We start from the raw sequence: 25,255 nt of genomic DNA, 5'->3' as shown, positions 1-25,255 counted from the left end.
GGCGGTGGAACCGGCCGGGAGCGGGAATGATTGCCCGGTGCGCTTCCTTCACGGCGCGGTTCCCGCGCACGACCTGACCTATACCGACGTCTTCATGGCGCCGGCCCGCTCCGACCTGGGCTCCCGGCTCGACGTCGACCTGTCCACCAGCGACGGCACCGGCACCACCATTCCCCTGGTGGTGTCGAACATGACCGCGGTCGCCGGGCGGCGGATGGCGGAGACGGTCGCCCGGCGGGGCGCCATCACGGTGATCCCGCAGGACATTCCGATCGAGGTGGTGGCGAACGTCGTCGCCTGGGTCAAACAGCGTCATCTGGTCTACGACACGCCGATCACGCTGGGCCCCACCGAGACCGTCGGCGACGCCATCCACCTGCTGCCCAAGCGCTCGCACGGTGCGGTGATCGTGGTCGACGACGCCGGCCGGCCGATGGGTGTGGTCACCGAGGCGGACACCACGGGCGTGGACCGGTTCGCTCAGCTACGGCACGTGATGTCCACCGAACTGCACACCGTGCCGGCGGACGCGGACCCGCGTACCGGGTTCGACAGGCTCTCGGCGGGCCGTCGCCGGCTCGCCCCGGTGGTGGACGCCGAGGGCCGGCTGGTCGGAGTGTTGACGCGGCAGGGCGCGCTGCGGGCCACCCTCTACACGCCGGCCGTGGACGACCGGGGTCGACTCCGGATCGCGGCGGCCGTCGGAATCAACGGGGACGTGACCGGCAAGGCCGCCGCGCTGTTGGAGGCAGGAGTGGACACGCTTGTCGTGGACACCGCGCACGGCCACCAGGCCCGGATGATCTCCGCACTCCAGGCGGTCCGCAAGCTGGACCCGGGGGTGCCGGTGGCGGCCGGCAACGTGGTCACCGCCGAGGGCGTACGCGACCTGGTGGAGGCGGGGGCGGACATCATCAAGGTCGGCGTCGGCCCTGGCGCGATGTGCACCACCCGGATGATGACCGGCGTGGGCCGACCGCAGTTCTCCGCCGTACTCGACTGCGCGGCCGCCGCCCGCCAACTGGGCCGGCACGTGTGGGCCGACGGCGGGGTGCGGCACCCGCGGGACGTGGCGCTCGCGCTCGCCGCCGGCGCGTCGAACGTGATGATCGGCTCCTGGTTCGCCGGCACCTACGAGTCCCCCGGGGACCTCTACACCGAGCCGGACGGCCGGCGGTACAAGGAGAGCTTCGGGATGGCCTCGGCCCGGGCGGTAAGCGCCCGAACCGCCGACGACAGCCCGTACGACCGGGCCCGCAAGGCGGTGTTCGAGGAGGGCATCTCCTCGGCCCGGATGCACCTGGACCCGGCCCGCCCCGGTGTCGAGGACCTGATCGACGAGATCATCGCCGGGGTACGCAGCGCCTTCACCTACGCCGGCGCACGAAACCTGACCCAGTTCCACGAGCGGGCGATCGTCGGCGTGCAGAGCGCCGCCGGCTTCACCGAAGGAATGCCCCTCCCCACCAGCTGGTAACCCCACCACCCCACCCGCGTTGATCATGAAGTTATTGCCAGGCGCGGCGGCGTGTCGGGGCAATAACTTCATGATCACCGGCGCGGTGGGCGAGACGGGCGCGGTGGGCGCGGTGGGGCGCTTGGTGGTGGGTGGGTGATTCGGTGATCGCCCTCGTGGGCGGCGCTGCGGGTAATTCGTTTGGCCCCTTACTATCAGGGGGCTAATCTACGAGTCGTGGAACTCGTGACCCTTCAGGACGTGCCGCTCGGCCGGCTGCTGGTGGTGGCCGGGCACCTGGTCGGGCAGCGGTGGAACCGCTACCTCGCCGAGGAGCACGGGCTCACCCAGGCCGGCATGATCACCCTGATGACGCTCGCCCGGCACGGCGAGCTGCCGCACCGGGCGGTCGCCGAGAAGGGGTTCGTCCGGCCGGCGACCCTGACCGGCATCGTCGACACGCTCGAGCGCGACGGCCTGGTCGAGCGGCAGCGCGACGACAACGACCGGCGCAGCATCCGGCTCGCCATCACCCCCGCCGGGCGGGAACGGGTCGCCGCACTCGGCGCGCTCATGCACTCCGGACGGCCCCTCACCTCGGTCGACGCCGACCCGGTGAAGGCCCAGGTGATCCGGGAGTTCCTGCTTGAGGTCATCGGCAGCGGCGACGACCCGCGGATGACCGGACGCCCTACCGAGATGAAGGACCCGGCGTGCTGATCCGACTCCTGCGCGGCCAACTGCGCACCTATCAGAGACCGTTGCTGGCGGTGGTACTGCTCCAGTTCGTGGGCACCATGGCCTCGCTCTACCTGCCCAGCCTCAACGCGGACATCATCGACCAGGGTGTGGCCCGGGGCGACACCGACTACATCGTGCGTACCGGCGGCTGGATGCTGCTGGTCAGCCTGATCCAGATCGTCTGTTCGATCGCCGCCGTCTACCTCGGCGCCCGGGTCGCGATGGGCTTCGGTCGGGACGTCCGCGCCGAGTTGTTCGGGCACGTGAACCGCTTCTCCGCCCGCGAGGTGGCCCGGTTCGGTGCGCCGTCGCTGATCACCCGCAACACCAACGACGTGCAGCAGGTGCAGATGCTCGTGCTGATGAGCTGCACGATGCTCGTCGCCGCACCGATCATGAGCGTCGGTGGCGTGTTCATGGCGCTGCGCGAGGACATCGGATTGTCCTGGCTGATGCTTGTCAGCGTGCCGGTGCTGGCCATCGCGCTCGGCGCGATCATCCGTCGGATGGTGCCCGGTTTCCGGCTGATGCAGACCCGCATCGACACGGTCAACCGGGTGCTGCGGGAGCAGATCACCGGCATCCGGGTGGTCCGCGCGTTCGTCCGTGAGCCGTACGAGACGGACCGTTTCGGTGTCGCCAACGCCGACCTGACCGCCACCGCGCTGCGTACCGGCCGGCTGCTGGCACTGATCTTCCCGGTGGTCATGCTGGTGCTGAACGTCTCCAGCGTGGCGGTGCTCTGGTTCGGCGCGCAGCGGGTGGACGCCAACGCGATCGAGATCGGCGCGTTGACTGCCTTCCTGGCCTACCTGATGCAGATCCTGATGGCGGTCATGATGGCCACCTTCATGCTGATGATGGTCCCCCGGGCTGCGGTGTGCGCGGAGCGGATCGTGGAGGTGCTGGACACCGACTCCTCGGTGGTTCCGGCCAGCGCGCCCGTCACCGAGCTGCCCAGCCGCGCCGAGTTGGAGCTGCGCGGGGTGCGTTTCCAGTACCCGGGCGCGGTGGAGCCGGTGCTGCGCGACATCTCCTTCCGGGCGACACCGGGCACCACCACAGCGATCATCGGCAGCACCGGCGCGGGTAAGACGACCCTGCTGTCGCTGATTCCGCGGCTTGTCGACGTCAGCGCCGGCGCGGTGCTCGTCGACGGGGTGGACGTGCGGGAGTTGGCGCCTGACGAGCTGTGGCGGCGGATCGGTCTGGTGCCACAGCGGCCGTACCTGTTCACCGGGACGGTCGCGAGCAACCTGCGCTACGGCAACCCGGACGCCACCGACGAGGAGCTGTGGACGGCGCTGGAGATCGCCCAGGCCCGGGACTTCGTGGCCCAGATGCCCGGCGGGCTGGACGCCCCGATCGCGCAGGGCGGCACCACCGTCTCCGGTGGGCAGCGACAGCGCCTGGCCATCGCCCGGGCCCTGGTCCGGCAGCCGGAGATCTACCTGTTCGACGACTCGTTCTCCGCGCTCGACCTCGGCACCGACGCGCGGCTGCGAGCGGCCCTGCGGCCGGTCACCGCGCAGGCGGCGGTGGTGATCGTGGCCCAGCGGGTCTCCACGATCATCGACGCCGACCAGATCATCGTCCTGGAGAACGGAGGGGTCGTCGGGGTGGGACGGCACGCGGAGTTGGTGGAGAGCTGCCCGACGTACGCCGAGATCGTCGCCTCGCAGCAGACGGCGGAGGTGGCGGCATGAGCGAGCACGACGAGCCGCGCACCGCGGCCGTACCCAGTCAGAAGCCGGCCGGCGACGGTCGGACACCCGGCGGCGAGGCCGCGCAACAGCCCGGCGGCGAGGCCGCGCAGCAGCCCGGCGGCGACGCACGGACGCCGAAGCGGCTGCCGCCGGGTCGCCCGGGTGGTGGTCCGGGGTGGATGAGCGCCGGGATGCCCGCCGAGAAGTCGATGAACTTCGGGCCGTCGGCCCGGCGGTTGCTCGGCCGGCTGCGCCAGCACCGGCTGCACCTGGCGGCGATCATCACCCTCGCCGTGGTGAGCGTCGGTTTCAGCGTGGCCGGGCCGAAGATCCTCGGCCACGCCACCGACCTGATCTTCAACGGGGTGATCGGCCGGCAGTTGGAGCCGGGCACCAGCACCGAGCAGGCCGTCGCGGCGGCCCGGGCCAGCGGCAACGACAGTTTCGCCGACATGCTGGCCCGGATGGACGTGGTGCCCGGGATGGGCATCGACTTCGGCGCCCTGGGTCGGGTGCTGCTGCTGGCGCTCGGGCTCTACGTGGCGGCGAGCCTGCTGTCCTGGTGGCAGGGGTGGCTGCTCAACGGGGTGGTCCAGCGCACCGTGCTGCGGCTGCGTGCCGAGGTGGAGGAGAAGCTCAACCGGCTGCCGCTGCCCTACTTCGACCGGCAGCCGCGCGGTGAGCTGCTGAGCCGGGTCACCAACGACATCGACAACATCTCCACGACCCTGCAACAGACCCTCAGTCAGCTGCTCACCTCGCTGCTGACCGTCGTCGGCGTGCTGGCCGTGATGTTCTGGATCTCGCCGGTGCTGGCGCTCGTGGCTCTGGTCGCGGTGCCGCTGTCGGTGCTCGTCACCCAGCGCATCGCCAAGCGCTCGCAGAAGCAGTTCATCGCACAGTGGACCCACACCGGTGAGCTGAACGGTCAGATCGAGGAGGCGTACACCGGTCACGAGCTGGTGAAGGTCTTCGGCCGGCAGCGTGAGGTGGAGGCCGCGTTCCACGCGAAGAACGAGGAGTTGTTCCGGGCCAGCTTCGGCGCGCAGTTCATCTCCGGGATCATCATGCCGTCGATGATGTTCATCGGAAACCTGAGCTACGTGGCGATCGCCGTGGTCGGCGGGCTGCGGGTCGCCTCCGGCACGATGAGCCTCGGCGACGTGCAGGCGTTCATCCAGTACTCCCGCCAGTTCACCCAGCCGCTGACCCAACTCGCCTCGATGGCCAACCTGCTCCAGTCCGGGGTGGCGTCGGCCGAGCGGGTCTTCGCGGTGCTCGACGCGGACGAGCAGACCCCCGACCCGGTCGAGCCGGCCCGGGTCACCGACCCGCACGGTCGGGTCCAGTTCGAGCACGTCTCGTTCCGCTACGAGCCGGACAAGCCGCTGATCGACGACCTGTCGCTCGTCGCCGAGCCGGGGCACACCGTTGCGATCGTCGGCCCGACCGGCGCCGGCAAGACCACGCTGGTCAACCTCGTGATGCGGTTCTACGAGCTGGACGCCGGCCGGATCACTCTCGACGGGGTGGACATCACCACGATGCGCCGCGACGACCTGCGCGGCCGGATCGGCATGGTGCTCCAGGACACCTGGCTGTTCGGCGGCACCATCCGCGACAACATCGCCTACGGGCGGCCGGACGCGACCGAGGAGGAGATCCTCGCCGCGGCCCGGGCCACCTTCGTGGACCGGTTCGTGCGCAGCCTGCCGGACGGCTACGACACGGTCATCGACGAGGAGGGCAGCAACGTCAGCGCCGGCGAGAAGCAGCTCATCACCATCGCGCGGGCGTTCCTCGCCGAGCCGTCGCTGCTGATCCTCGACGAGGCCACCAGCTCGGTGGACACCCGCACCGAGGTGCTGCTGCAACGGGCGATGGCCGCGCTTCGCTCGGACCGGACCAGCTTCGTCATCGCGCACCGGCTCTCCACCATCCGCGACGCCGACCTGATCCTCATGATGGAGAACGGTCGGATCGTCGAGCAGGGCACCCACGAGCAGTTGCTCGCCGCCCAGGGCGCGTACCACCGGCTCTACCGATCACAGTTCACCGGGGCGGTGGTCGACGAGGAGCCGGCCACCGCCGCCCAACCGGCGTCGGTCTGACGTGTCAGTCCGGGGGGAGCAGATCCGCCGAGCGGGCCGCGACCTGCCCGCCGATCAGGGCGAGCGCGGCGTCGGCCGGCATCGGGGCCAGGGCACGTCCGCCGCGCAGGCGCAGCGCGAGGTGCCGGTCGGCCACCTCCCGGGCACCCAACACCCCGAGGTACGGGACGCGGCGCCGAGCCGCGTCCCGGACCCGGGCGCCGAGCGAGCCGGCGGCGTCGACCTCGACCCGCAGGCCGGCGTCGACGGCCCGCCGGGCCAGCTCGGCCGCCGCGTCGGCCTGCCCGTCGTCGACCGGCAGCAGCACCAGCTGAACGGGCGCGTACCAGGCCGGGAACGCACCCTCGTGCACCTCGATGAGGTACGCGAACAGCCGCTCCATGCTGCCGACCAGGCTGCGGTGCACCATGACCGGCCGACGCCGGCTGCCGTCCGAGTCGGTGTACGACAGGTCGAACCGCTCCGGCTTGTCGAAGTCCAGCTGGATGGTGGAGATGGTCGACTCCCGGCCGACCGCGTCGACGATCTGGATATCGATCTTCGGACCGTAGAACGCGGCCTCCCCCGGCGCCTCGACGTACTCCACCCCGGCCAGCGCGGCGCGGAGCAGGTCCTCCGCACGGGCCCACTGGGCGTCGTCACCGACGTACTTCTCGTCCGGCCCGCGCAGCGACAGCCGGAACCCCGCCGGCCGGACACCGAGCGCGGCGTGCGCCTCCCGGATCAGCCCCAGGATCTCGGCGACCTCCGCGCCGACCTGCTCGGGGGCGCAGAAGGTGTGCGCGTCGTTGAGCGAGATGGCACGGACCCGGGACAGCCCGCCGAGCACTCCGGAACGCTCCGAGCGGTACATCCCGCCCAGCTCCGCGATCCGCAACGGCAACTCCCGGTAGGAACGCCCCCGCGCCCGGAAGACCAACGCGTGGTGCGGGCAGAGCGCCGGCCGGAGCACGAACTCGTCGTCGGCGCTCAGCCGCATCGGCGGGAACATGTCGTCGGCGAAGTAGCCGAGATGGCCGGAGAGTTCGAAGAGTTCCCGCTTACCAAGCGGCGGCGAGTAGACGTGCTGGTGGCCGGAGCGGCGCTCCAACTCCCGGACGTACTCCTCGACGGCGTGCCGGGCAGCGGCGCCGGCCGGCAGCCAGATCGGCAGGCCGGCACCGGCCAGCGGGTCGGAGATGAAGAGGTCCAGCTCACGGCCGAGCCTACGGTGGTCGATCATGTCGGGCTCCTGGATCGGGTACGACCCGGAGGCGACCTGGGCTCCGAACGGCGCACTGCCCTCGGGGGCGGATCGCCCCGGGGCCTGGTCGACGGTGGTTACGTCAGAGCGGCGCGCCGGGGACACCCGGCGTCGTGGTCATCATTACCGCGCTGCGCATACGGCGACAGTAGCCCCGCGCCGAGCGGGGACGCACCTGGATTTGCGGCGGAGGGGTGGGCCGCCGGCGCGGGACCCGCCGGCGGCCCTGGCGGCCGAATCGTCAGGAACGGGGGACCCGACGGGCGTGGCCGCGCCGACAACGGTACGCCGACGAACGCCGTTCTGCCGCCCGCCCGGGGCCGACGGGCCAGCCTCCCAACCCGTCACCCGGCAGCGAACAGCCTCGTTGTAACCGGGTGGCCCAGTCGTGTCGACGGTCACGACGGGCCAGGGCCGTCCACCGTGACGCCGGACACGACGTCAGGCTCAAGACACCCAATCGGCCGCATCCGGCGAGGTGGCAGGCGTGCCCGAACTTCTGACTGACGTCGCGTCGCCGACGTGGGCGTACCTGGTGCTGCTCGCGCTGCTGATCGCGGACGCCTTCGTGCCGGTGATTCCCACCCAGATCGTCATGATCACCAGCGGTGCGCTCACCGTTTACGGCGGGCTCAGCCTGCCGGTCACGATCGCCGTGGGCGCGCTCGGCGTCTTCGCCGGTGATCTGGTCTGCTACCTGCTGGGGCGCAGCGCACCGGACCGCCGGCAACCCCGGCACGCCGAGCTGAGCCGCGCTCGCCGGATGGCCAGCCGGGTGACCCAGGGGCTGCGACAACCCGGGCCGCTCGTCATCCTGCTCTGCCGGTTCGTGCCGGGCGGGCGGATGGCCGCCTGCTTCTCGGCCGGGCGCAGCCGCTACCCGTACCGCCTGTTCGTGCTCTACGAGGCCATCGCCGCGCTGGGCTGGGCGACCTACGGCGCGCTGGTCGGGCACCTGGGCGGCACCGCGCTGACCGAGTCGGCCTGGCGGCTGGCCATCATCGCCACCGCCGCGGCGGCCGGCTTCGCCGCAGCCGGATGGGCGATGACCGTGGTGAGCGCCCGCCACGCCCGCGCCGCCGCCGCAGTAGCCGCGGTCGACGTCCCCATCGACTGAGTGTCGCCAGGCCTGCGGGTGTGAGCTGCACTTATATTGGCAGCACCTACCGGGGCCTCTAGGGGTGGTCCCGGGGGCCGATTTCGGTGGCTGTCCCGGATTCGGCTGGGGTGTTCACGGCGGCAGGCTGAGGCATGCCTGGAACCCGGAACACCGGCCTGCTGGCCCTGGGCGGGATCGCCCTGGCGGCGCTGCTCACCGTGATCGGCCACCTCGAAGTCAACGACGACCTCAACCCGTGGGCGTTGACCATCAGCGACTTCGCGGTCTCCGACCGGGGCGGCGTCATCGACGTCGCCATGGTGGTGCTGGCGCTCTCCTCGGTGGCGTTGCTGCACGCGTTGCGCCACGTCGGCCCACCCCGGCCGCGCTCCGGGCGAACGGCCGAGCTGCTGCTCGGCGCATGGGTGGGTGGGCTGCTGCTGGCCGCCGTGGTCCCGACGAACGAGCCGGGCACCGCCATGACCACCGCCGCCTACCTGCACCGGTACGCGTCGGTGGTCGCCTTTCTGGCGTTGCCGGTGGCCGGTTGGCTGCTCGCCCGCCGACCCGACCTGACGCCCGCCGCCCGGACGCTACGCGCCCTGGTCCTGCTGAGCCTGACCCTGGCGGCGGCGATGATCTGGTCCGCCTACCCCGGGGACCGGATGCTCATCGGCCTGGCCGAACGCCTCCTGATCCTCGCCGAGGTGGCGGTCCTGGTGACGGTGGCGACAACCCTGACCCGGCCCGTACGCGTCGATCATGGAGTTGTGGTGCCTCACAAAGGGGGTGTGGCCGCGTGAAACGGCCACCACAAGTCCATGATCGACGAGAAGGGTCGGGTCACTCCAACTCGTGCAGCATGAGCTGGCGGGCCGCCTCGGTGATCGAGCCGGAGAGGCTCGGGTAGATGGTGATGGTCTGGGCCAGCTCGTTGACCGTCAGGTTGTTCTCCACCGCCATGGTGATCGGCAGGATCAGCTCGCTGGCCTTCGGAGCGACCACCACACCACCGATCACCTGACCGCTCGCGGGGCGGCAGAAGAGCTTCACGAAACCGTCCGCTAGGTCGTCCATCTTCGCCCGAGCGTTGCCCGACAACGGCAGCATCACCTGCCGGGCCGGCACCTTGCCCGCGTCCACCTCGTCCTGCGAGACACCCACCGTGGCCAACTCCGGGTCGGTGAAGACGTTCGCCGCGACGGTACGCAGCCGCAGCGGGCGGACCGCCTCGCCGAGCGCGTGCCACATCGCGATCCGGCCCTGCATGGCGGCGACGCTCGCCAGCAGCAGGACGCCCGTGCAGTCCCCGGCGGCGTAGATGCCCGGCACGTTGGTCCGGGAAGCCCGGTCGACCGTCACGTAGCCGCCCCGACCCAGCTCCACCCCGTACTCGGCCAGGCCCAGGTTGGCCGTGTTCGGGATCGAACCGACGGTGATCAACGCGTGTGAGCCGGTCACCTTACGGCCGTCGGAGAGCTCCACCTCGACACCGTCGGCGGTACGCCGGACCGCGTCGGCCCGGGAGTTGTTGAGGATCTCCATGCCCCGGTTGCGGAACACCCGCTCGATGGCGGACGCGGCGTCGGCGTCCTCGTGCGGCATCACCCGGTCCCGGCTGGAGACCAGGGTCACCTCGACCCCCATCGCCAGGTACGCGCTGGCGAACTCGGCGCCGGTCACGCCGGACCCGACAACGATCAGGTGCTCGGGCAGCTCCGGCAGGTCGTACACCTGTCGCCAGGTCAGGATGCGCTCACCGTCAGGTACGGCGGTGGGCAGCTGGCGAGGCGTCGAGCCGGTGGCCACCAGCACGGTGGACGCGTCGATCGAGTATTCCTCCGCACCGTCGGCGGGGGTCACGACGACCCGGTGGGTGTGCCCGAGGGAGTCCTCACCGAGCCGGGCGGTGCCGGCCACGAAGGTGACCCCCGCCTTGAGCAGCTTGGCGTGGATGTCCGCGGACTGCGCCAGGGCCAGCCGCTTGACCCGCTCGTGCACCGCCCGCGCGTCGACGGTGACCGCCTCGAGGCCGTCCGAGTGGACTCCGAACTCCTCGGTGTCGCGGTAGCCGGTGACCACCCCTGAGCTGGCGATGAAGGTCTTCGACGGTACGCAGTCGGAGAGGACGCAGGCGCCGCCCGCGCCGTCCGCCTCGACCACTGTGACATCGGCGTCGAGCTGGGCGGCGACAAGTGCCGCCTCGTACCCGGCCGGCCCCCCGCCGATGATCACGATCCGGCTCACAGCGTTCGCCCTTCGTTGATGCTCACGGTGACTTTCTTCTCCCCAGCGCATTCGACACGCACTGTCGTATTCTCCCCCACCCGTCGGCCGGGCTATCGTCATCGCCGTGCGTCATCACGCCGCCTACGGCTCAAATCTCGATCCCGCCCGGATGCGCGCCTACTGTCCGCATTCGCCGATGGTGGGCACCGGCTGGCTGGAGGGCTGGCGGCTGACCTTCGCCGGGGCCGACGTGATCGGCTGGGAGGGTGCGGTGAGCACCCTCGTCGAGTCGCCCGGCGACCGGGTCTTCGTGGCGCTCTACGACATCCACCCGTACGACGCGGGTCAGCTCGACGAGATCGAGGGGGTGACCGCCGGCACGTACCGCAAGCTGCACGTGCGGGTCTCCACCCTCGACGGCGACGTGACCGCGTGGATCTACGTCTTCAACGGGTACGAGGGTGGCCTGCCGACCTCGTGGTACCTGTCGGAGATCGCGAACGCCGCCGAGAAGGCGGGCGCCCCGGACGACTACGTCACCGAGCTGCGGGCCCGCCCCACCGGCACCGCGTCGGCGTAGCAGCGCGTATCGCACCCCTTCAGTGTGCTACCGCTGTCGAGCGGAGCGCCGGTCGGGCCGCACCAGGGTCGGCAATCACACACCGGCCGCTGGAACGGCACGTTCGTACATGTCGGTCCACCGGGTCTCCCGCAATCCCACCGAGCGGTAGAGCGACAGCGGGGCGGTCGGGTTGGTGAGGTCGACGCCCAGGCCGACCGACCGCCGCCCCTTCTCGGCGTAGCGGGCGAAGGCGCGGCGCAGCAACGCCGCACCCACACCCCGGCGACGGTACGCGGACCGCACCGACAGTGTCTTCACCCAGCCCGACTGCTGGTCGAGCGCCTGGTCCGAGGAGTGCAACGCGCCGACCGGCACCCCGTCCGGCTCATCCGGACGTACCGCTCGACCAGGGCGAACCGAAGCTCACGCAGGGAGTGTTCCCAGTCACGTTCCGGGGCGAAGACCGCGCAGCGGACGGTGAGCGACGGCAGCCCGCGCTCGCCGGCGCGCTCGGCGACCCGGTCCAGTTGGCGGACCAGCGACGGCGCGCGGACGGTGGCGGCCCGTACCGGGTCGACGTAGACCTCCACGAACTCCCGGCCCTCCCCGGTCGGGTTGTCCACCGTCGCCCAGCCGACAACCGTGTCGTCCGGGCCCGCCCGGGCGCCGCCCATTTTTCGGCCTACGGAGTCAGGCCAGGCCGGCCCGGGTGCGGTGCAGCACCTCCACCAACTCCGCGCCGTCGGCCGGGCCGAGGGCCGTGAACGCCGGCGCGGCCAGCCGGTTGGTCACCGCCTCCGCCCAGAGTCGGCGACGCACCAGCGGCCCGATCGGCGGGTACGGCGGCGGCCAGCCACAGGCGACCGCCCCGGCCTCGCCCTCCGGCCCGGCCAGCACGGCCTCCAGCGGGCTCATCCCGGCGGCGCGTACCGCCAGGAGGTAGGCGCCGGTGAAGTGTTCCCGGAGCAGCCGCAGCCCGGCGGCGCTACGGGCCCCCGCCGAGAGATCCGGCAGGGGCATGGCCCGCCACGCGGCGAAGAGCGGCATCCCGCTGGCCTCGGCCGCCACCACGGCCCGCTCGACGAGCACCGACAGACGCTCGGTGTCGGGTAGGGGGCCGAGCTGCTGCGCACCCCACCGGCAACACTCGGCGAGGCTCGCCGCCGCCACCTCGATCGGCGGGACCACCCGCGCGGCGGCGTCCCACCCGTCGGCGACCGCGTCCGGGGCGATGAAGCCGAGGGCGGCGGCGACCGTCTCGGCGCGCACGTCGCCGAGGGCCCCGGCCCGGCCGCTGATGTAGAACGCCCAGCCGGAGATGCCGAGCAGTCGGGCTCGGCGCAACGTGGTCGGGTCCCGGCTGAAGGCGTCGCCCAGGTCGAGCACGACGGGCTTGCTTGCCGCGGCGACCTGCTCCGGAGTCACCGCGCTGCGCCGCTCGGGTGAGTCGGCCCGCCGCGCACGACCACGAGCCGGCCCGGCGCCACTCGCCGTGTACGGTCCGCACACTCGTCGTCGTCCATCGATGGTCAGTCTGCCGCGCCGACGCCCGCGTCCGCATCCCCCTCTTCGGCTGCCAGTGCCTCGACCGCCGCCTCGACCTCGCCGGCACGCCGCCGGGCCACGATGACCGCCCGCTCGGCGGCACGCCGAGCGAGCTTGGCCCGGCTGAGATCCTGCTCGGCGACCGCGCGCCGTCGCTCCAACTCGGCCAGCTCGGCCTCAAGACCATCGAGTACGGCCGCGCCGTCGCGCTCCTGCCCGGTCGCCTCGGTCAACTCCGCCTCGGCCCGCTCCTGGTCGGCCTGGGCCTTCGCCAGCTCCCGGTCCAGGGCGCGGCGCCGCCGGGCCCACTCGGCTCGGGCCGCCCGTTGCGCAGCCCGTTCGGCCTGCTCAGCACGTTCGGCGGCCCGTTCCTCGGCGCGTTCGGTCGCCCGGCCCGTGCGAGGTGCCGCCTCGGGACGGCCCCGCTGCGCGCCGGGTCGACGGGCTTGGCGTTCCTCCCCGTGCTCCTCGTCATCGTCGGTGACCAACCGCAGTTGCGGCCTGGGCACCTCACCGAAGCCGGCGTAGCTTGCCGCCCGCAACAGGCGGCCCGCCCGCACCTGTTCGGCTACCTCCGTGTCGGAGAACGCCGCGTTCAACGTCGCCTCGACCTCGGCCAGCGGCAGCCGGCTCGCCGGTGGCGCGTCCGGCTCGGCTGCGGCGAGCTTGCGGACCTCGGCGACCAGCGCACCCACCACCGCCCGGCGCTGCGCGGACAGCTCCCGCAGCCGGGGCCCACGCAGCTCCCGCTGGGCGGAGCGCAGGGCATCGGCGAGCTGCACCAGATCGGCGACCAGCTCCGGACGTCGGATGGCGAGCAGGTTCACCAACCAGGCGGCCACCGTCGGGCGACGCAACCGGGCCAGTTGCCGGGCGGTGGTCGGGTCACCGGCCCGGCGGGCCTCGGCCACAGCGGCGTCCCGGGCGGCCACGAACCGGTCCGGTGGGGTGCGGTAGAGCTGCTGCACCAGCTCCGCGGAGAGGCCCGGCATCGGGTCAGACGTCCACCCGGCTACCGGGCTCCAGCCGCTGGTACTCGGTGCGCGACAGCGCGGTGTACTGCCGGTCGAGCACACCCAACCCGTTGTCGTTGAGCAACGCGTCGTGCAGGGCGTACGCGCGCCGCGGTGCGACCGCGCGGATGAAGTCGACCACCTCGGAGAACTTCGACCAGGGGGCATGGACCGGAGCGAAGAGCGTGTCGACGGGTGTCTCGTCCGGCACCACCAGGGAGTCGCCGGGGTGGTAGACCACGTCGTTGATCAGGTAACCGAGGTTGTCGACGACCGGGATGTCGGGGTGGATCACGGCGTGCCGCCCCCCGTACGCGCGCACGGCCACCCCGGCTGCGGTGAACGACTCGCCGACGTCGACCGGGCGCAGCACGTCGGCCGCGTCGCCCAGGGGCCCGGCGAGCGAGGCGGGCCCGTGGATCGTCAACGGCTGCCGGTCGAGCTGCAGGCGCACCGCCGCCACGTCGAGGTGGTCGGGGTGTTCGTGGGTGACCAGCACCGCGTCCGCACCGTCAAGTGCCGCCGCGGCATCGCTGAACACCCCGGGGTCGACGACGAGCACTCCCCCGTCGTGTTCCACCCGGAGGCAGGAGTGGGCGTACTTGGTGAGCCGCATCGTGACTCCTCGATTATCGAATCGTGACGTCCTCAGCGCAGTCTGCCGGAACCAGCCGGTGTGCGCGTCGCGTCCGAGCTATCGCCACACCGGTTGACGACGATGGGAGCGGGGATGGACGGACAGGTGGGACGACGCCGCGGTGCGCTGCTGGCGGCGACGACAGTTGCGGCGGCGCTGGCGCTGACCGGATGCGGTGCCGGCGACAGCGGAGCGAAGGACACCGCCGGCTCGGCGGCCGAGGCGCCGGCGGCCAACGGTGGTGCGGGCCGGGACGCCGCCGCGAACGCACCGGAGGGCACCGGTGCCGGCGCACCGGACCTGCGGGTCGACCAGCGGGCGATCATCTACACCGGAACGATGCGGGTGCAGGTGGACGATGTGGACGCGGCCGCCCGCGAGGCTGCCGCCGTGACCACTCGGGCCGGTGGCTTCGTCGGCGGGGACCAGCGGCACAGCGCCGACGACGACGCGGTGGCCGAGTTGGAGCTGCGCGTCCCGGCAGCGGAGTTCGCCGGCGTGGTGGAGGAGATCACGAAGCTCGGTCGGCAGCAGAGCCGTGAGATCAACACTCAGGACGTCACCGAGGAGACCGTCGACCTGGAGGCCCGGATCACCAGTCAGCGGGCCCGGGTGGAGAGCGCCCGCCGGTTGCTGGCCCGAGCCACCTCGATCACCGACCTGGTGTCGCTGGAGAACGAGTTGGGGCGCCGGGAGGCCGACCTGGCATCGCTGGAGGCCAAGAAGCGACGCCTGGCCGACCTGACCGCCCTCTCCACGATCACCGTGTCGCTGGCCGGTCCGAAGGCGAAAGCCACCGAGGAGAAGGCCGAGACCGGCTTCCTGGTTGGCCTCAGGGGCGGCTGGAAGGCGTTCGTCGTCTCGATGACCGTGCTGCTCACGGTGCTCGGCGCGTTGCTGCCGTGGCTGGTGGCGTTCGGCGTACCGCTGGCGGTGTTGCTTGTGGTGTTGCGCCGGCGGCGCAAGACCCCGGCCCTGGTCGGGCCGGTCAGCGCGCCGCCGCCAGTGCCCGCAACGCGGTCTGCACCATGACCCGGACGCCGACCGGGATGGCCCGCTCGTCCACGTCGAAGCTCGCCCGGTGCAGGTCGACGTTGGGGCCGGAACGACCGACGCCGAGCCGGGCGAGGGCGCCGGGGACGTATTCGAGGTACCAGGAGAAGTCCTCGCCGCCCATGCTCTGCGGTGTCTCGGCGACCCCGTCCGGGCCGAGCGCGGCGGCGGTGGCGGCGGTCAGCACCTGGATGGCGCGGGCGTCGTTGCTCACCGGCGGCCGGCCGCGCAGGTACTCCAGGTCGACAGTCGCGCCGGTCGGTGCGATCACGTCCCGCACCACCTGAGCGACGATCTTCGGCGCCTGCTCCCAGGTGTCGCGGTCCATCACCCGGAGGGTGCCGGAGGCGCTCGCCTCGGACGGGATGACGTTGTAGCGGGTGCCGGCCGACGCGTGGCCGAAGACCAGCAGCAGGCCACTGTTGGCCGGCACCCGGCGGCTGACCAGGGCGGGCACCTCGGTGATCAGCCGACCGAGCGCGTCGACCATGTCGACGGTCAGGTGCGGGCGGGCGGTGTGCCCGCCCGGGCCGGAGAGTCGGACGGTCACGTTGTCGGCGGCCGCGGTGATCGGGCCGACCCGCAGGCCGACCTGGCCCACCGGCAGGTTCGGGTCGCAGTGCAGCGCGAAGATCTGCACCACGTCGTCCAGGCCGCCGGCCTCGATGACCTCGAGCGAACCGCAGGGCAGGATCTCCTCGGCCGGCTGGAAGATCAGCCGGACCCGGCCGTCCAACTCGCCGAGGTCGGCGAGCTGGGCCAGCAGCATGCCGACGCCGAGCAGGATCGTGGTGTGCACGTCGTGCCCGCAGGCGTGGCAGACGCCCTCCACGGTCGACCGGTACGGGACGTCCTTCGGGTCGTCGAGCGGCAGCGCGTCGATGTCGGCGCGCAGCGCCACCACCGGGCCGTCCGGCCTGCCGTTGACGTCGCAGATCACGCCGTTGCCCTTGGGCAGCAGACGCGGGTTCAGCCCGGCCAGCGACAGCTCACGGGCGATCAGCGCGGCCGTCTCGAACTCGGTGCCGGAGAGCTCGGGGTGCGAGTGGAGGTGACGGCGCGTAGCGATGAGCCCCGGTGCCCGGAGCGCGAGGAGGTGGTCCAGCTCACGGGGCAGGGGCTCGGATCCGGGTGGCGTCTCCGGCCAGGACGACGCCAGCAGGCCACCAGTGGGCAGCGTCAACGCACTCGTCACGTCGAATTCTCGATCACTAGGAATGGATGGATCATCGGGGACAGCAGACAGCCTAGACCTCCGACGGTGACGCTGCGCAACCTCGTTACGGTAGTGATCGGACCGCACAGAGTCACGTATGCCCTGCTGGGAGCGCTCGTCGAGGCGGGGGACAGCAGGTAGATCACGGTCGAACGCCGTCATCAGCCCCTCACCTCCTACAACGCGTGACCGATCGCGGTGGTCGCGAATCCCGGCATCAGTCGGAGACTCGTTGCCAAATTGTCGCATTAGTCGGGGTGATGAACTGACACTCCGACAATTAGCCGACCACACTCCGCAACGAGCCGGATAAGGACGCTCACACGCACCCACACAGCCCGGGCGCACACGGTGTGCGTCCCGGCCTCAACCGACCGGATACCCGCTCGACCCGTCGGACACACCGCACACCCGAGGCGCAGCGGCGGCCCCGCGCTCAGAAGCGGTCGGTGGGTCGGTAGAGCCCCCACACCTCGCGCAGCGTCCCGCAGACCTCACCGACGGTCGCCCGGGCCCGCAGCGCCTCCTTCATCGGGTACAGCACGTTGTCCGTGCCCTCGGCGGCGGTCCGGAGATCGGCGAGCGCCCGCGCCACCGCGTCGGCGTCCCGCTCGGAACGCAGCCGGGCCAACCTGTCGGCCTGGGCCGCCTCGATCGACGGGTCGACCCGCAGCGGCTCGTACGGCTCCTCCTCGTCCACGGTGAACCGGTTGAGACCGACCACCACCCGCTCGCCCGAGTCGATCTCCTGGGCGATCCGGTACGCGGACTGCTCGATCTCCCGCTTCTGGAACCCGGCCTCGATCGCGTCCACCGCCGAACCGTGGTCGGCCACCCGCTCCATCAACTCGACGGCTGCGGCCTCGATCTCGGCGGTCATCGCCTCCACCACGTACGAGCCGGCGAACGGGTCGACGGTGGCGGTCAGGTCCGTCTCGTAGGCCAGCACCTGCTGGGTACGCAGCGCGAGCCGGGCCGCCTTCTCGGTGGGCAGCGCGATCGCCTCGTCGAAGCTGTTGGTGTGCAGCGACTGGGTGCCGCCAAGCACCGCGCCCAACCCCTGCACCGCCACCCGGACCAGGTTCACCTCCGGCTGCTGGGCGGTGAGCTGCACGCCGGCGGTCTGGGTGTGGAACCGCAGCATCATCGACTTCGGATCCTTGGCACCGAAGTCGTCCCGCATCAGCCGGGCCCAGATCCGCCGGGCGGCGCGGAACTTCGCCACCTCCTCCAGCAGGGTGGTGCGGGCCACGAAGAAGAACGACAGCCGGGGCGCGAAGTCGTCGACGGCCAGCCCGGCGGCAAGTGCCGCACGTACGTACTCCACGCCGTTGGCCAGGGTGAACGCGATCTCCTGAGCGGGCGTCGCCCCGGCCTCCGCCATGTGGTAGCCGGAGATGGAGATGGTGTTCCACTTCGGCACCTCCTTGCGGCAGTACGCGAAGGTGTCGGCGACCAGGCGCAGCGACGGCTTCGGCGGGAAGATGTACGTCCCCCGGGCGATGTACTCCTTGAGGATGTCGTTCTGGATGGTCCCGTTGAGCGCCGCGCCCGGCACCCCGTTCTCCTCGGCGACGAGTTGGTAGAGCAGCAGCAGCACCGAGCCGGGCGCGTTGATGGTCATCGAGGTGGACACCTTGTCCAGTGGGATGTCGGCGAAGAGCAGCCGCATGTCCTCGATGGAGTCGATCGCCACGCCCACCTTGCCGACCTCGCCGTGCGCGATCGAGTCGTCGGAGTCGTAGCCCATCTGGGTCGGCAGGTCGAACGCGACCGAGAGGCCCATCGTGCCGGCCCGTAGGAGCTGGTGGTAGCGCGCGTTGGACTCGGTGGCGGTGCCGAAGCCGGCGTACTGGCGCATGGTCCACGGGCGGGAGGTGTACATCGTGGGGTAGACACCCCGGGTGTACGGGAACTCGCCGGGGCCGCCGAGCCGGGAGTCCAGGTCCTCCGGAAGGTCGGCTTCCGTGTAGACACTGTTGATCTCGAAACCGGACTCACTTGACCGCCGTTGGTTCATCCCCGGATGGTAGGCCGCCCCGGCACATCGTCGGGTGAGGGATACCGCACAGCGCGTCCCGACCTGTCGACACGAGGTGAACGACAGGGCACGTTCCGTCGACTTCGACAAACGTCCGTCGCGTCGGCTTTCGCATCGGGCGTCGGAACCAGCAAGATAGGGGGGTTGTGTCCCAGCCCCCCTCGATTTCCCCCGGTGGCTTTTCTGTGACTCAGATCCCGACGTGGAGCGGCGGACCGGTCAGTCCCGCCAACGGCCGAGCGGCGCCCGGCACCACCATTGGTGGCCGATACTCGCTGCGGTCCTCGGTGGGCAACGGCGGCATGGGCACGGTGTGGCGCGCCACAGACACGCTGCTCCGCCGTGACGTGGCGGTGAAGGAGGTCGTCCTGCCTCCGGGGCTGGCCCCCAGCGACCGCGACGCGATGTACGAGCGCACCCTGCGCGAGGCCCGCGCCGCCGCCGCCATCCAGCACCCCGCCGTGGTGCAGGTGTACGACGTGGTCACCGAGGCCGGGCGGCCGTGGATCGTGATGGAGCTGCTGGACGCCCGCAGCCTCGCCGACATGGTCATCGAGGACGGCCCGGTCGCACCCCGGGCGGTCGCCAAGATCGGCATCGCGCTGCTCGGCGCGCTGGAGGTCGCGCACGCCATCGGCGTGCTGCACCGCGACGTCAAGCCGGCAAACGTGCTGATCTGCTCCGACGGGCGCTGCGTGCTCACCGACTTCGGTGTCGCCCGGATGCCCACCGACGTGCAGCTCACCACCCCCGGCATGGTGCTCGGCTCACCGCACTTCATCTCGCCCGAGCGGGCCATGGGCCAGGAGTTCGGCCCGCCCAGCGACCTCTTCTCGCTCGGCGTGACGCTTTACACCGCGGTCGAGGGGCGGCCCCCGTTCGACAAGGGCGACCCGATCGAGACCATGCACGCCGTGGTGGAGGACCCGCCCGCCCCGCCGCAGCGCAGCGGGCCGCTGACCCGGGTGCTGATGGGCCTGCTGGAGAAGGACCCGGCCCGCCGGCTCGACGTGCACACCTCCCGGGCGATGCTGCGCGAGCTGCTCGCCGGCCCGCTGGGCAGCACGGCGACGGCGGTGCACTCGGTCACCGACCCGTACGCCGTGGTGCCGGTGCAGCAACGACCCGTGCCCGTCCTCCCGCCGCCCCAGCCGGAGCCGAAGCCGGACAGCCAGATCGGTGGCAAGGCGATGCTGGCCCCGGGCGAGTCGCTGACCGACCGGCTGGCCGCGCTGCGCCGGGGCGAACGCCCCCAGGCAACTCCCGCGGCCGGCGCCACCGGCGCGCTCGACGAGACCAGCGCCGACGCGCTCGCCGGCCCGCTGCACACGCCGACCGGCGCGATGCCGGCCCCCGGTCGACAGGTGGCCGGGCGCACCTACGGCGGCACCGCGGACGTCACCCAGCGGGTGGACGCCGGCGGGCACCCCGACGCCACCCAGCGGGTCACCTACGCCGGCGCATCCGACGCCACCCAGCAGGTCGGGTACGGCGGCGCACCGGAAGCCACCCAGCGCATCGGCGGCACCTACGGCGGCGGCAACCAGTGGTCGGTGCCGGGCACCGGCCAGCCCTGGGCCACCGCGCCCGCCGCTTCGGGCGGCAGTGCTCTGGACAAGGTCCGGGCCACCGGTGGTCAGCTCGTCACCACGGTCAAGGGCTGGCCGCGCAAGGTGCAGCTCGCCGCGGCCGGCGGCCTGGTCGTCGTGCTGGTGCTCGCCGTGGTGGCGCTCTCCGGCGGCGACGAACCACCACCGAGCGCTCCGGCGGCACAGCCCACCACCGCCGCCCCGGCGGCTCCCACGGTCGAGATGCAGGAGCACACGGCCCGCGGGATCCAGATCATGGTGCCGAAGGGCTGGAAGAAGGCCACCGGCGGCTCGTACACCGACTACGTCGACCCGGAGGACGACGGTCGCAAGATCCGGATCCTCAACGAGAAGTGGAACGGGACGCCCACCCGCTGGGCGGAGAGCGCGCAGAACTTCCTCCGCACCAAGAGCACCAACTGCAAGAAGCCGTACAAGCAGGTGGCCATCGCCGAGCAGCAGTTGGCGGGCAGCCCGGGCGTCGAATTCGAGTACACCTGCGGCGCCGGTGACGAGATGCGCCACGGGGTGTGGCGAGCGGTCGTCAAGGACGGCAAGTCGTACTCGTTCTACCTCTCCGCCACGGAGAGCCTGTTCGCCGAGAGCAAGCCGATCTTCGACGAGATGGCGAAGACGTTCCAGCTCACCGGAGACGGCTGAGCCGGAGGGAACCCACAGGGGTGATCCGTCGCCGTGCTATCAAGGGGCATGGCGGCGGACACCACTGACATCGACGACATTCGCGAGCAAGCCCGGCGCTGGTTGGCCGACGACCCGGACCCGGCCAGCCGGGACGAGCTGACGGCGGTGCTCGACGCGCTGCCCGCGAGCGCCCCGGACCTGGCTGACCGGTTCGCCGGCCCGTTGACCTTCGGCACGGCGGGCCTCCGCGGCCCGCTGCGCGCCGGCCCGAACGGCATGAACCTCGCCGTGGTCACCCAGGCCGCTGCCGGCCTGGTCACCTGGCTCGCGGCCCAGGGCGGCAGCGGTCCGCTGGTGATCGGGTACGACGCCCGGCACGGCTCCCGGCAGTTCGCCGAGCGCACCGCCCAGGTGGCGACAGGTGCAGGCCGCCCGGCGGTGCTGCTGCCGCGCCCGCTGCCCACCCCGGTGCTGGCGTACGCCGTGCGGCACCTCGGCGGCGTCGCCGGGGTGATGGTCACAGCCAGCCACAACCCGCCGCAGGACAACGGCTACAAGGTCTACCTCGGCGCGGAACTGGGCGGCGAGTTGGGCGTCGGCGCGCAGATCGTGCCCCCCGCCGACGCCGGCATCGAGGCGGCCATCCGATCGGTCGGGCCGCTGACCCAGGTGCCGTTGGGTGAGCCCGGTCAGGTTGTCGGCGACGACCTGGTCGCCTCGTACGTGGAACGGGCCACCGCGGTGATCGACCCGGACGGGCCACGGGACCTGACGGTGGCGTACACCCCTTTGCACGGCGTGGGCGCGGCGGTGCTCACCGCCGCCTTCGCCCGCGCGGGCTTCCCGACCCCTGGCGTGGTGCCGGACCAGGCCGAGCCGGACCCGGCGTTCCCCACCGTGTCGTTCCCCAACCCGGAGGAGCCGGGCGCGGTGGACCGGCTGATCGCCCTGGCCGACTCCACCGGCGCGGATCTCGCCATCGCCAACGACCCGGACGCCGACCGTTGCGCCGTGGTGGTCCGGGACGACCGTGACGGCTGGCGGATGCTGCGCGGCGACGAGGTGGGCGTACTGCTCGCCGACCACCTGATGCGTCGGGGGGTGACCGGGCTCTACGCCACCACGATCGTGTCGTCGTCACTGCTGCGGGCGATGTGTGCGGCCCGGGGGCTGCCCTACGACGAGACGCTGACGGGCTTCAAGTGGATCGTGCGGGCCGGCGGCGGGAGCGCGCCACTGGTCTTCGGCTACGAGGAGGCGCTCGGCTACTGCGTCGCCCCGGAGCAGGTGCGGGACAAGGACGGCATCACGGCCGCGCTGACCGTGGCGGAACTGGCGGCCGGCCTGAAGGCGCAGGGCCGGACCCTGACCGACCGGCTGGACGAGTTGGCCGCCGAGTTCGGCGTGCACCACACCGACCAGCTCTCCGTACGCGTGGACGACCTGCGGATCATCGCCGACGCGATGGCCCGGATCAGGGCGGACACCCCTGCCACCCTGCTCGGACACCCGGTGGACAGCGTCCGGGACCTGCTGCCCGAGTCGGACGTGGTGATCCTGCGTACCGGGGTGGCCAGGGTGGTGATCCGCCCCTCCGGCACGGAACCGAAGCTCAAGGCGTACCTCGAGGTGGTGGAGCCGGTCACGGACGGCGACGTCGGGGCGGCCCGCAGCCGGGCGGCGCAGGCGGTTGCCGGGCTGCGGGCCGAGGTCGGCGCCGCCCTCGGTATCTGAGCCACGCAGGACCCAACTACCCGGCAGGTCCCCTTTGCTCTGCACCCGCGGATGCGCCACCCGGCGCCGCTCGGTGCTCTGCACCCGCCGAAGCGCCAGAAGAGGCGCGGGGCGCGGGTGGTGCATTTGCGGGTGCAGAGCAAAGGGGACGGCAGGGCCTTGTTGGCCTCCCGGTCAGGCGCGCTTGCCGAGAGCCTGGTCGACGGCCTTGGCCAGGGCGGCGACGACCAGGCCGACCGACGGGCGGACCACCGAGTCGTCGGTGCTCACCTCGCCGGAGAACCCGGCGCCGGTGGCGATCTTCGTCAACCGGCGGCGGGCGTCGGCGGCTGCCTCACCGCTCACCCCGAGCGCGGACTCCATCCGCAGCACCACGACCAGGGTGGCGAGCGCGGCGGTGCGCTCGTCCGGGGCCGCCGCGCCGGTCAGCGCCTCGGCCAGCCGCTGCCGGGTCTCCGCCTCGACGGAGGTGTCCAGCACCGGGTAACGGTGCACGTGGATGAAGCCCAGCTCGGTCTCGTCGACGTCGCGGACGACGCCCTGTCGGCACAGGTCGGCCAGGATCCGGTCGCGCAGACCGTGCCGCAGACGCTGCACCCAGGACGCCGGGGTGTGCGGGGTGTCGGCGGCGATCCGGCTGAGGACGTCGTCGCTGAACGGCTCACCTGTCGGCGTCGGGTCGATCACCGTCAGGGAACCGTCGGCGTACGCGACCCGGCCGGCCAGGGCCAGCTCGACCAGCACCGCTGCGGCCATGCCCAGGTCCAGGCTGATCCGCGGCATGGTCGCCTTGCCGGTCGTGTCGTCGTAGGCGAGAAGCAGCAGCTCCTCGGCGAGCGCAACACCAGTCATGGCCGAAGACGGTAGCCGGTCCGTGCGCCAGCGCGCGCGGACCCGCCACACGTCTCAGAAACGGGGCATTCCACCGAACTGCCGGTCGCCGGCGTCGCCGAGCCCGGGAACGATGAACATGCGGTCGTTGAGCCCCTCGTCGATCGAGGCCGTGACCAGGCGCAGCGGCAGGCCGGAGCGCTCCAGCCGTTCGATGCCGACCGGAGCGGCGAGCACGCAGAGCACGGTGATGTCGGTGCAACCGCGCTCGGCCAGCAGTTGGCAGCAGTGCTCCAGCGAACCGCCGGTGGCCAACATCGGGTCGAGCACCAGCACCGGCAGCCCGGCCAGGTCGCGCGGCAGCGACTCCATGTAGGCGCGGGGCTCGTAGGTCGCCTCGTCGCGGGCCAGGCCCACGAAGCCCATCGAGGACTCGGGCAGCAGGCCCAGCGCGGCGTCCGCCATCCCCAGCCCGGCGCGAAGCACCGGGACCAGCAGCGGCGGGTTCGCCAGCCGGGTGCCCTCGGTGCCGGTGACGGGCGTCTGCACCGGGTACCGCTCGACGGGGAAGGAGCGCGCCGCCTCGTACACCAGCATGGTGGTCAGTTCGTGCAGCGCCGCCCGGAACGTCGAGGAATCGGTGCGCGCGTCCCGCATGGCAGTCAACCTGGACTGGGCCAGCGGGTGGTCAATGACGTGTACGTCCACGATCGCTCAACCTACCTGTCCGTAACGCGTGGCGGTGCGGGTGCGGTCGGACCAGGGACGCCGCTCACGTCGACGCGTCACCGTCCCCTCGTGAGCAAGATCACTCGGCGGTCCGGTGCGTAGACTTCTCGGCATGACGGCGACAACGACGTCGGCCCGGTCGGACCTCTCCGAGCTGGGACGATCCGAGACCGCTCTGCGGACCTTCCTGCACGGCCTGCCCGGCGTGGACCAGGTCGGCGCGGAGCAGCGGGCGGCACAGCTCGGCACCCGCTCCATCAAGACCACCGCCAAGGCCCAGGCGATCGACCTGGCGATCCGGATGGTCGACCTGACCACGCTGGAAGGGGCCGACACCCCGGGCAAGGTGCGCGCGCTCGCCGCGAAGGCGCTGCGCCCGGACCCGGCCGACCCGTCCTGCCCGCACGTCGGCGCGGTCTGCGTCTACCCGGCGATGGTCCCGTACGTGGCCGAGGTGCTGCGCGGCAGCAACGTGCACCTGGCCAGCGTGGCGACCGCGTTCCCGTCGGGCCAGGCGCCGTTGGAGATCAAGCTGGCCGACACCCGCGCCGCCGTGGCGGCCGGTGCCGACGAGATCGACATGGTGATCAACCGGGGTGCGTTCCTGGCCGGGCGCTACCAGGAGGTCTACGACGAGATCGTGGCCACCAAGGAAGCCTGCGGGGACGCACATCTCAAGGTGATCCTGGAGACCGGCGAGCTGGCCACCTACGACAACGTGCGCCGTGCGTCCTGGCTGGCCATGCTGGCCGGCGGTGACTTCATCAAGACCTCCACCGGCAAGGTTCCGGTCGCGGCGACGATGCCGGTGACCCTGGTGATGCTCGAAGCGGTCCGCGACTTCCGCGAGGCGACCGGGCGGCAGGTGGGCGTGAAGCCCGCCGGTGGCATCAAGAACACCAAGGACGCGATCAAGTACCTGGTGATGGTCAACGAGACCGTCGGCCCGGACTGGCTCGACCCGGACTGGTTCCGCTTCGGCGCGTCCAGCCTGCTCAACGACCTGCTGATGCAGCGCACCAAGCTGACGACCGGGGTCTACTCCGGTCCCGACTACTTCACCCTGGACTGATAGCCG

At 71.9% G+C, this 25,255-nt stretch carries 22 protein-coding genes; 11 read left to right on the top strand and 11 right to left on the bottom strand.

Features of this window, described 5'->3' with window-relative positions; all coding sequences use genetic code 11:
- Positions 1-37 precede the first annotated feature (37 nt).
- The 4 genes from AB0C15_RS16590 to AB0C15_RS16575 all read left to right on the top strand — a co-directional run bounded on the left by AB0C15_RS16590 (position 38) and on the right by AB0C15_RS16575 (position 6,014).
- Positions 38-1,477 carry a GuaB1 family IMP dehydrogenase-related protein gene (locus tag AB0C15_RS16590; RefSeq protein ID WP_357352668.1) on the top strand — a complete coding sequence of 480 codons (1,440 nt, stop codon included), beginning with the start codon at positions 38-40 and terminating at the stop codon, positions 1,475-1,477.
- 216 nt (positions 1,478-1,693) lie between these two features.
- On the top strand, positions 1,694-2,176 hold the full coding sequence (locus tag AB0C15_RS16585; RefSeq protein WP_357352666.1) for a MarR family transcriptional regulator: 483 nt from the start codon (positions 1,694-1,696) through the stop codon (positions 2,174-2,176).
- Positions 2,170-3,903 (top strand): ABC transporter ATP-binding protein, encoded by a 1,734-nt coding sequence (locus AB0C15_RS16580; RefSeq protein WP_357352664.1) that lies wholly within the window; start codon positions 2,170-2,172, stop codon positions 3,901-3,903. Before AB0C15_RS16585 ends, AB0C15_RS16580 begins: the two co-directional genes overlap by 7 nt.
- 191 nt (positions 3,904-4,094) lie before the next feature.
- The gene (locus AB0C15_RS16575; RefSeq protein WP_357352916.1) at positions 4,095-6,014 is read left to right on the top strand and encodes an ABC transporter ATP-binding protein; all 1,920 of its coding nucleotides are present in this window, start codon (positions 4,095-4,097) and stop codon (positions 6,012-6,014) included.
- A gap of 4 nt (positions 6,015-6,018) precedes the next feature.
- On the opposite strand, the gene thrS is transcribed toward AB0C15_RS16575, so the two are convergent.
- Positions 6,019-7,236: a threonine--tRNA ligase gene (thrS, locus tag AB0C15_RS16570; RefSeq protein WP_357352662.1), complete on the bottom strand. Its 1,218-nt coding sequence runs from the start codon at positions 7,234-7,236 to the stop codon at positions 6,019-6,021.
- A gap of 508 nt (positions 7,237-7,744) precedes the next feature.
- On the opposite strand from thrS, the gene AB0C15_RS16565 reads away from it, so the two are divergent.
- Positions 7,745-8,374 (top strand): DedA family protein, encoded by a 630-nt coding sequence (locus AB0C15_RS16565; protein ID WP_357352660.1) that lies wholly within the window; start codon positions 7,745-7,747, stop codon positions 8,372-8,374.
- 134 nt (positions 8,375-8,508) lie between these two features.
- Positions 8,509-9,159, top strand: coding sequence for a DUF998 domain-containing protein (locus AB0C15_RS16560; protein WP_357352658.1), 651 nt, complete (start codon positions 8,509-8,511; stop codon positions 9,157-9,159).
- A 40-nt stretch (positions 9,160-9,199) separates the two neighbouring features.
- Here the strand turns inward: AB0C15_RS16560 and AB0C15_RS16555 are convergent, their stop codons facing one another.
- Positions 9,200-10,603, bottom strand: a complete 1,404-nt coding sequence (locus AB0C15_RS16555; protein WP_357352655.1) for an NAD(P)H-quinone dehydrogenase — start codon at positions 10,601-10,603, stop codon at positions 9,200-9,202.
- A 106-nt stretch (positions 10,604-10,709) separates the two neighbouring features.
- On the opposite strand from AB0C15_RS16555, the gene AB0C15_RS16550 reads away from it, so the two are divergent.
- Complete coding sequence (locus tag AB0C15_RS16550; protein WP_112588201.1) at positions 10,710-11,165, top strand: gamma-glutamylcyclotransferase; 456 nt, start codon at positions 10,710-10,712, stop codon at positions 11,163-11,165.
- Positions 11,166-11,240: 75 nt separating this feature from the next.
- On the opposite strand, the gene AB0C15_RS16545 is transcribed toward AB0C15_RS16550, so the two are convergent.
- From AB0C15_RS16545 to AB0C15_RS16525, 5 genes are all read right to left on the bottom strand, one after another.
- On the bottom strand, positions 11,241-11,522 hold the full coding sequence (locus tag AB0C15_RS16545; protein ID WP_357352653.1) for a GNAT family N-acetyltransferase: 282 nt from the start codon (positions 11,520-11,522) through the stop codon (positions 11,241-11,243).
- On the bottom strand, positions 11,462-11,821 hold the full coding sequence (locus AB0C15_RS16540) for a hypothetical protein (RefSeq protein ID WP_357352651.1): 360 nt from the start codon (positions 11,819-11,821) through the stop codon (positions 11,462-11,464). Before AB0C15_RS16540 ends, AB0C15_RS16545 begins: the two co-directional genes overlap by 61 nt.
- A 16-nt stretch (positions 11,822-11,837) precedes the next feature.
- On the bottom strand, positions 11,838-12,572 hold the full coding sequence (locus AB0C15_RS16535) for a hypothetical protein (RefSeq protein ID WP_357352649.1): 735 nt from the start codon (positions 12,570-12,572) through the stop codon (positions 11,838-11,840).
- A gap of 104 nt (positions 12,573-12,676) precedes the next feature.
- Positions 12,677-13,684 carry a hypothetical protein gene (locus AB0C15_RS16530; protein WP_357352647.1) on the bottom strand — a complete coding sequence of 336 codons (1,008 nt, stop codon included), beginning with the start codon at positions 13,682-13,684 and terminating at the stop codon, positions 12,677-12,679.
- A 4-nt stretch (positions 13,685-13,688) separates the two neighbouring features.
- Positions 13,689-14,321, bottom strand: a complete 633-nt coding sequence (locus tag AB0C15_RS16525; protein ID WP_357352645.1) for an MBL fold metallo-hydrolase — start codon at positions 14,319-14,321, stop codon at positions 13,689-13,691.
- A gap of 93 nt (positions 14,322-14,414) precedes the next feature.
- Here AB0C15_RS16525 and AB0C15_RS16520 point away from each other — a divergent pair, with 93 nt between their 5' ends.
- On the top strand, positions 14,415-15,374 hold the full coding sequence (locus AB0C15_RS16520) for a DUF4349 domain-containing protein (protein WP_357352643.1): 960 nt from the start codon (positions 14,415-14,417) through the stop codon (positions 15,372-15,374).
- Here the strand turns inward: AB0C15_RS16520 and AB0C15_RS16515 are convergent.
- Together AB0C15_RS16515 and AB0C15_RS16510 are read right to left on the bottom strand one after the other, a co-directional pair.
- Entirely contained in the window at positions 15,331-16,590 is a 1,260-nt protein-coding gene (locus AB0C15_RS16515; RefSeq protein ID WP_357352641.1) for an amidohydrolase, read from the bottom strand. The genes AB0C15_RS16520 and AB0C15_RS16515 overlap by 44 nt on opposite strands.
- Positions 16,591-17,047: 457 nt before the next feature.
- Entirely contained in the window at positions 17,048-18,631 is a 1,584-nt protein-coding gene (locus tag AB0C15_RS16510) for a methylmalonyl-CoA mutase family protein (RefSeq protein ID WP_357352639.1), read from the bottom strand.
- 206 nt (positions 18,632-18,837) lie between these two features.
- Between AB0C15_RS16510 and AB0C15_RS16505 the strand changes: the two genes are divergently transcribed.
- Both AB0C15_RS16505 and AB0C15_RS16500 read left to right on the top strand, forming a co-directional pair.
- Entirely contained in the window at positions 18,838-20,901 is a 2,064-nt protein-coding gene (locus AB0C15_RS16505) for a serine/threonine-protein kinase (RefSeq protein ID WP_357352637.1), read from the top strand.
- A gap of 48 nt (positions 20,902-20,949) precedes the next feature.
- Positions 20,950-22,617, top strand: coding sequence for a phospho-sugar mutase (locus AB0C15_RS16500; RefSeq protein WP_357352635.1), 1,668 nt, complete (start codon positions 20,950-20,952; stop codon positions 22,615-22,617).
- A gap of 174 nt (positions 22,618-22,791) precedes the next feature.
- Here the strand turns inward: AB0C15_RS16500 and AB0C15_RS16495 are convergent, their stop codons facing one another.
- Complete coding sequence (locus tag AB0C15_RS16495; protein WP_357352633.1) at positions 22,792-23,469, bottom strand: GPP34 family phosphoprotein; 678 nt, start codon at positions 23,467-23,469, stop codon at positions 22,792-22,794.
- A gap of 54 nt (positions 23,470-23,523) precedes the next feature.
- Positions 23,524-24,156, bottom strand: coding sequence for a uracil phosphoribosyltransferase (gene upp / locus AB0C15_RS16490; protein ID WP_357352631.1), 633 nt, complete (start codon positions 24,154-24,156; stop codon positions 23,524-23,526).
- Positions 24,157-24,289: 133 nt separating this feature from the next.
- On the opposite strand from upp, the gene deoC reads away from it, so the two are divergent.
- A complete protein-coding gene (gene deoC / locus AB0C15_RS16485) occupies positions 24,290-25,249 on the top strand; it encodes a deoxyribose-phosphate aldolase (RefSeq protein ID WP_357352629.1) in 960 nt (319 codons plus the stop codon).
- The last annotated feature ends 6 nt before the right edge of the window (positions 25,250-25,255 follow it).

The sequence above is a fragment of the Micromonospora sp. NPDC048835 genome, from assembly GCF_040649995.1.
In the GTDB taxonomy this organism is placed as follows: Bacteria; Actinomycetota; Actinomycetes; order Mycobacteriales; family Micromonosporaceae; genus Micromonospora.
Note: the sequence above shows the minus strand (reverse complement) of the source record. Positions and strands in the feature narration are given on the sequence as shown.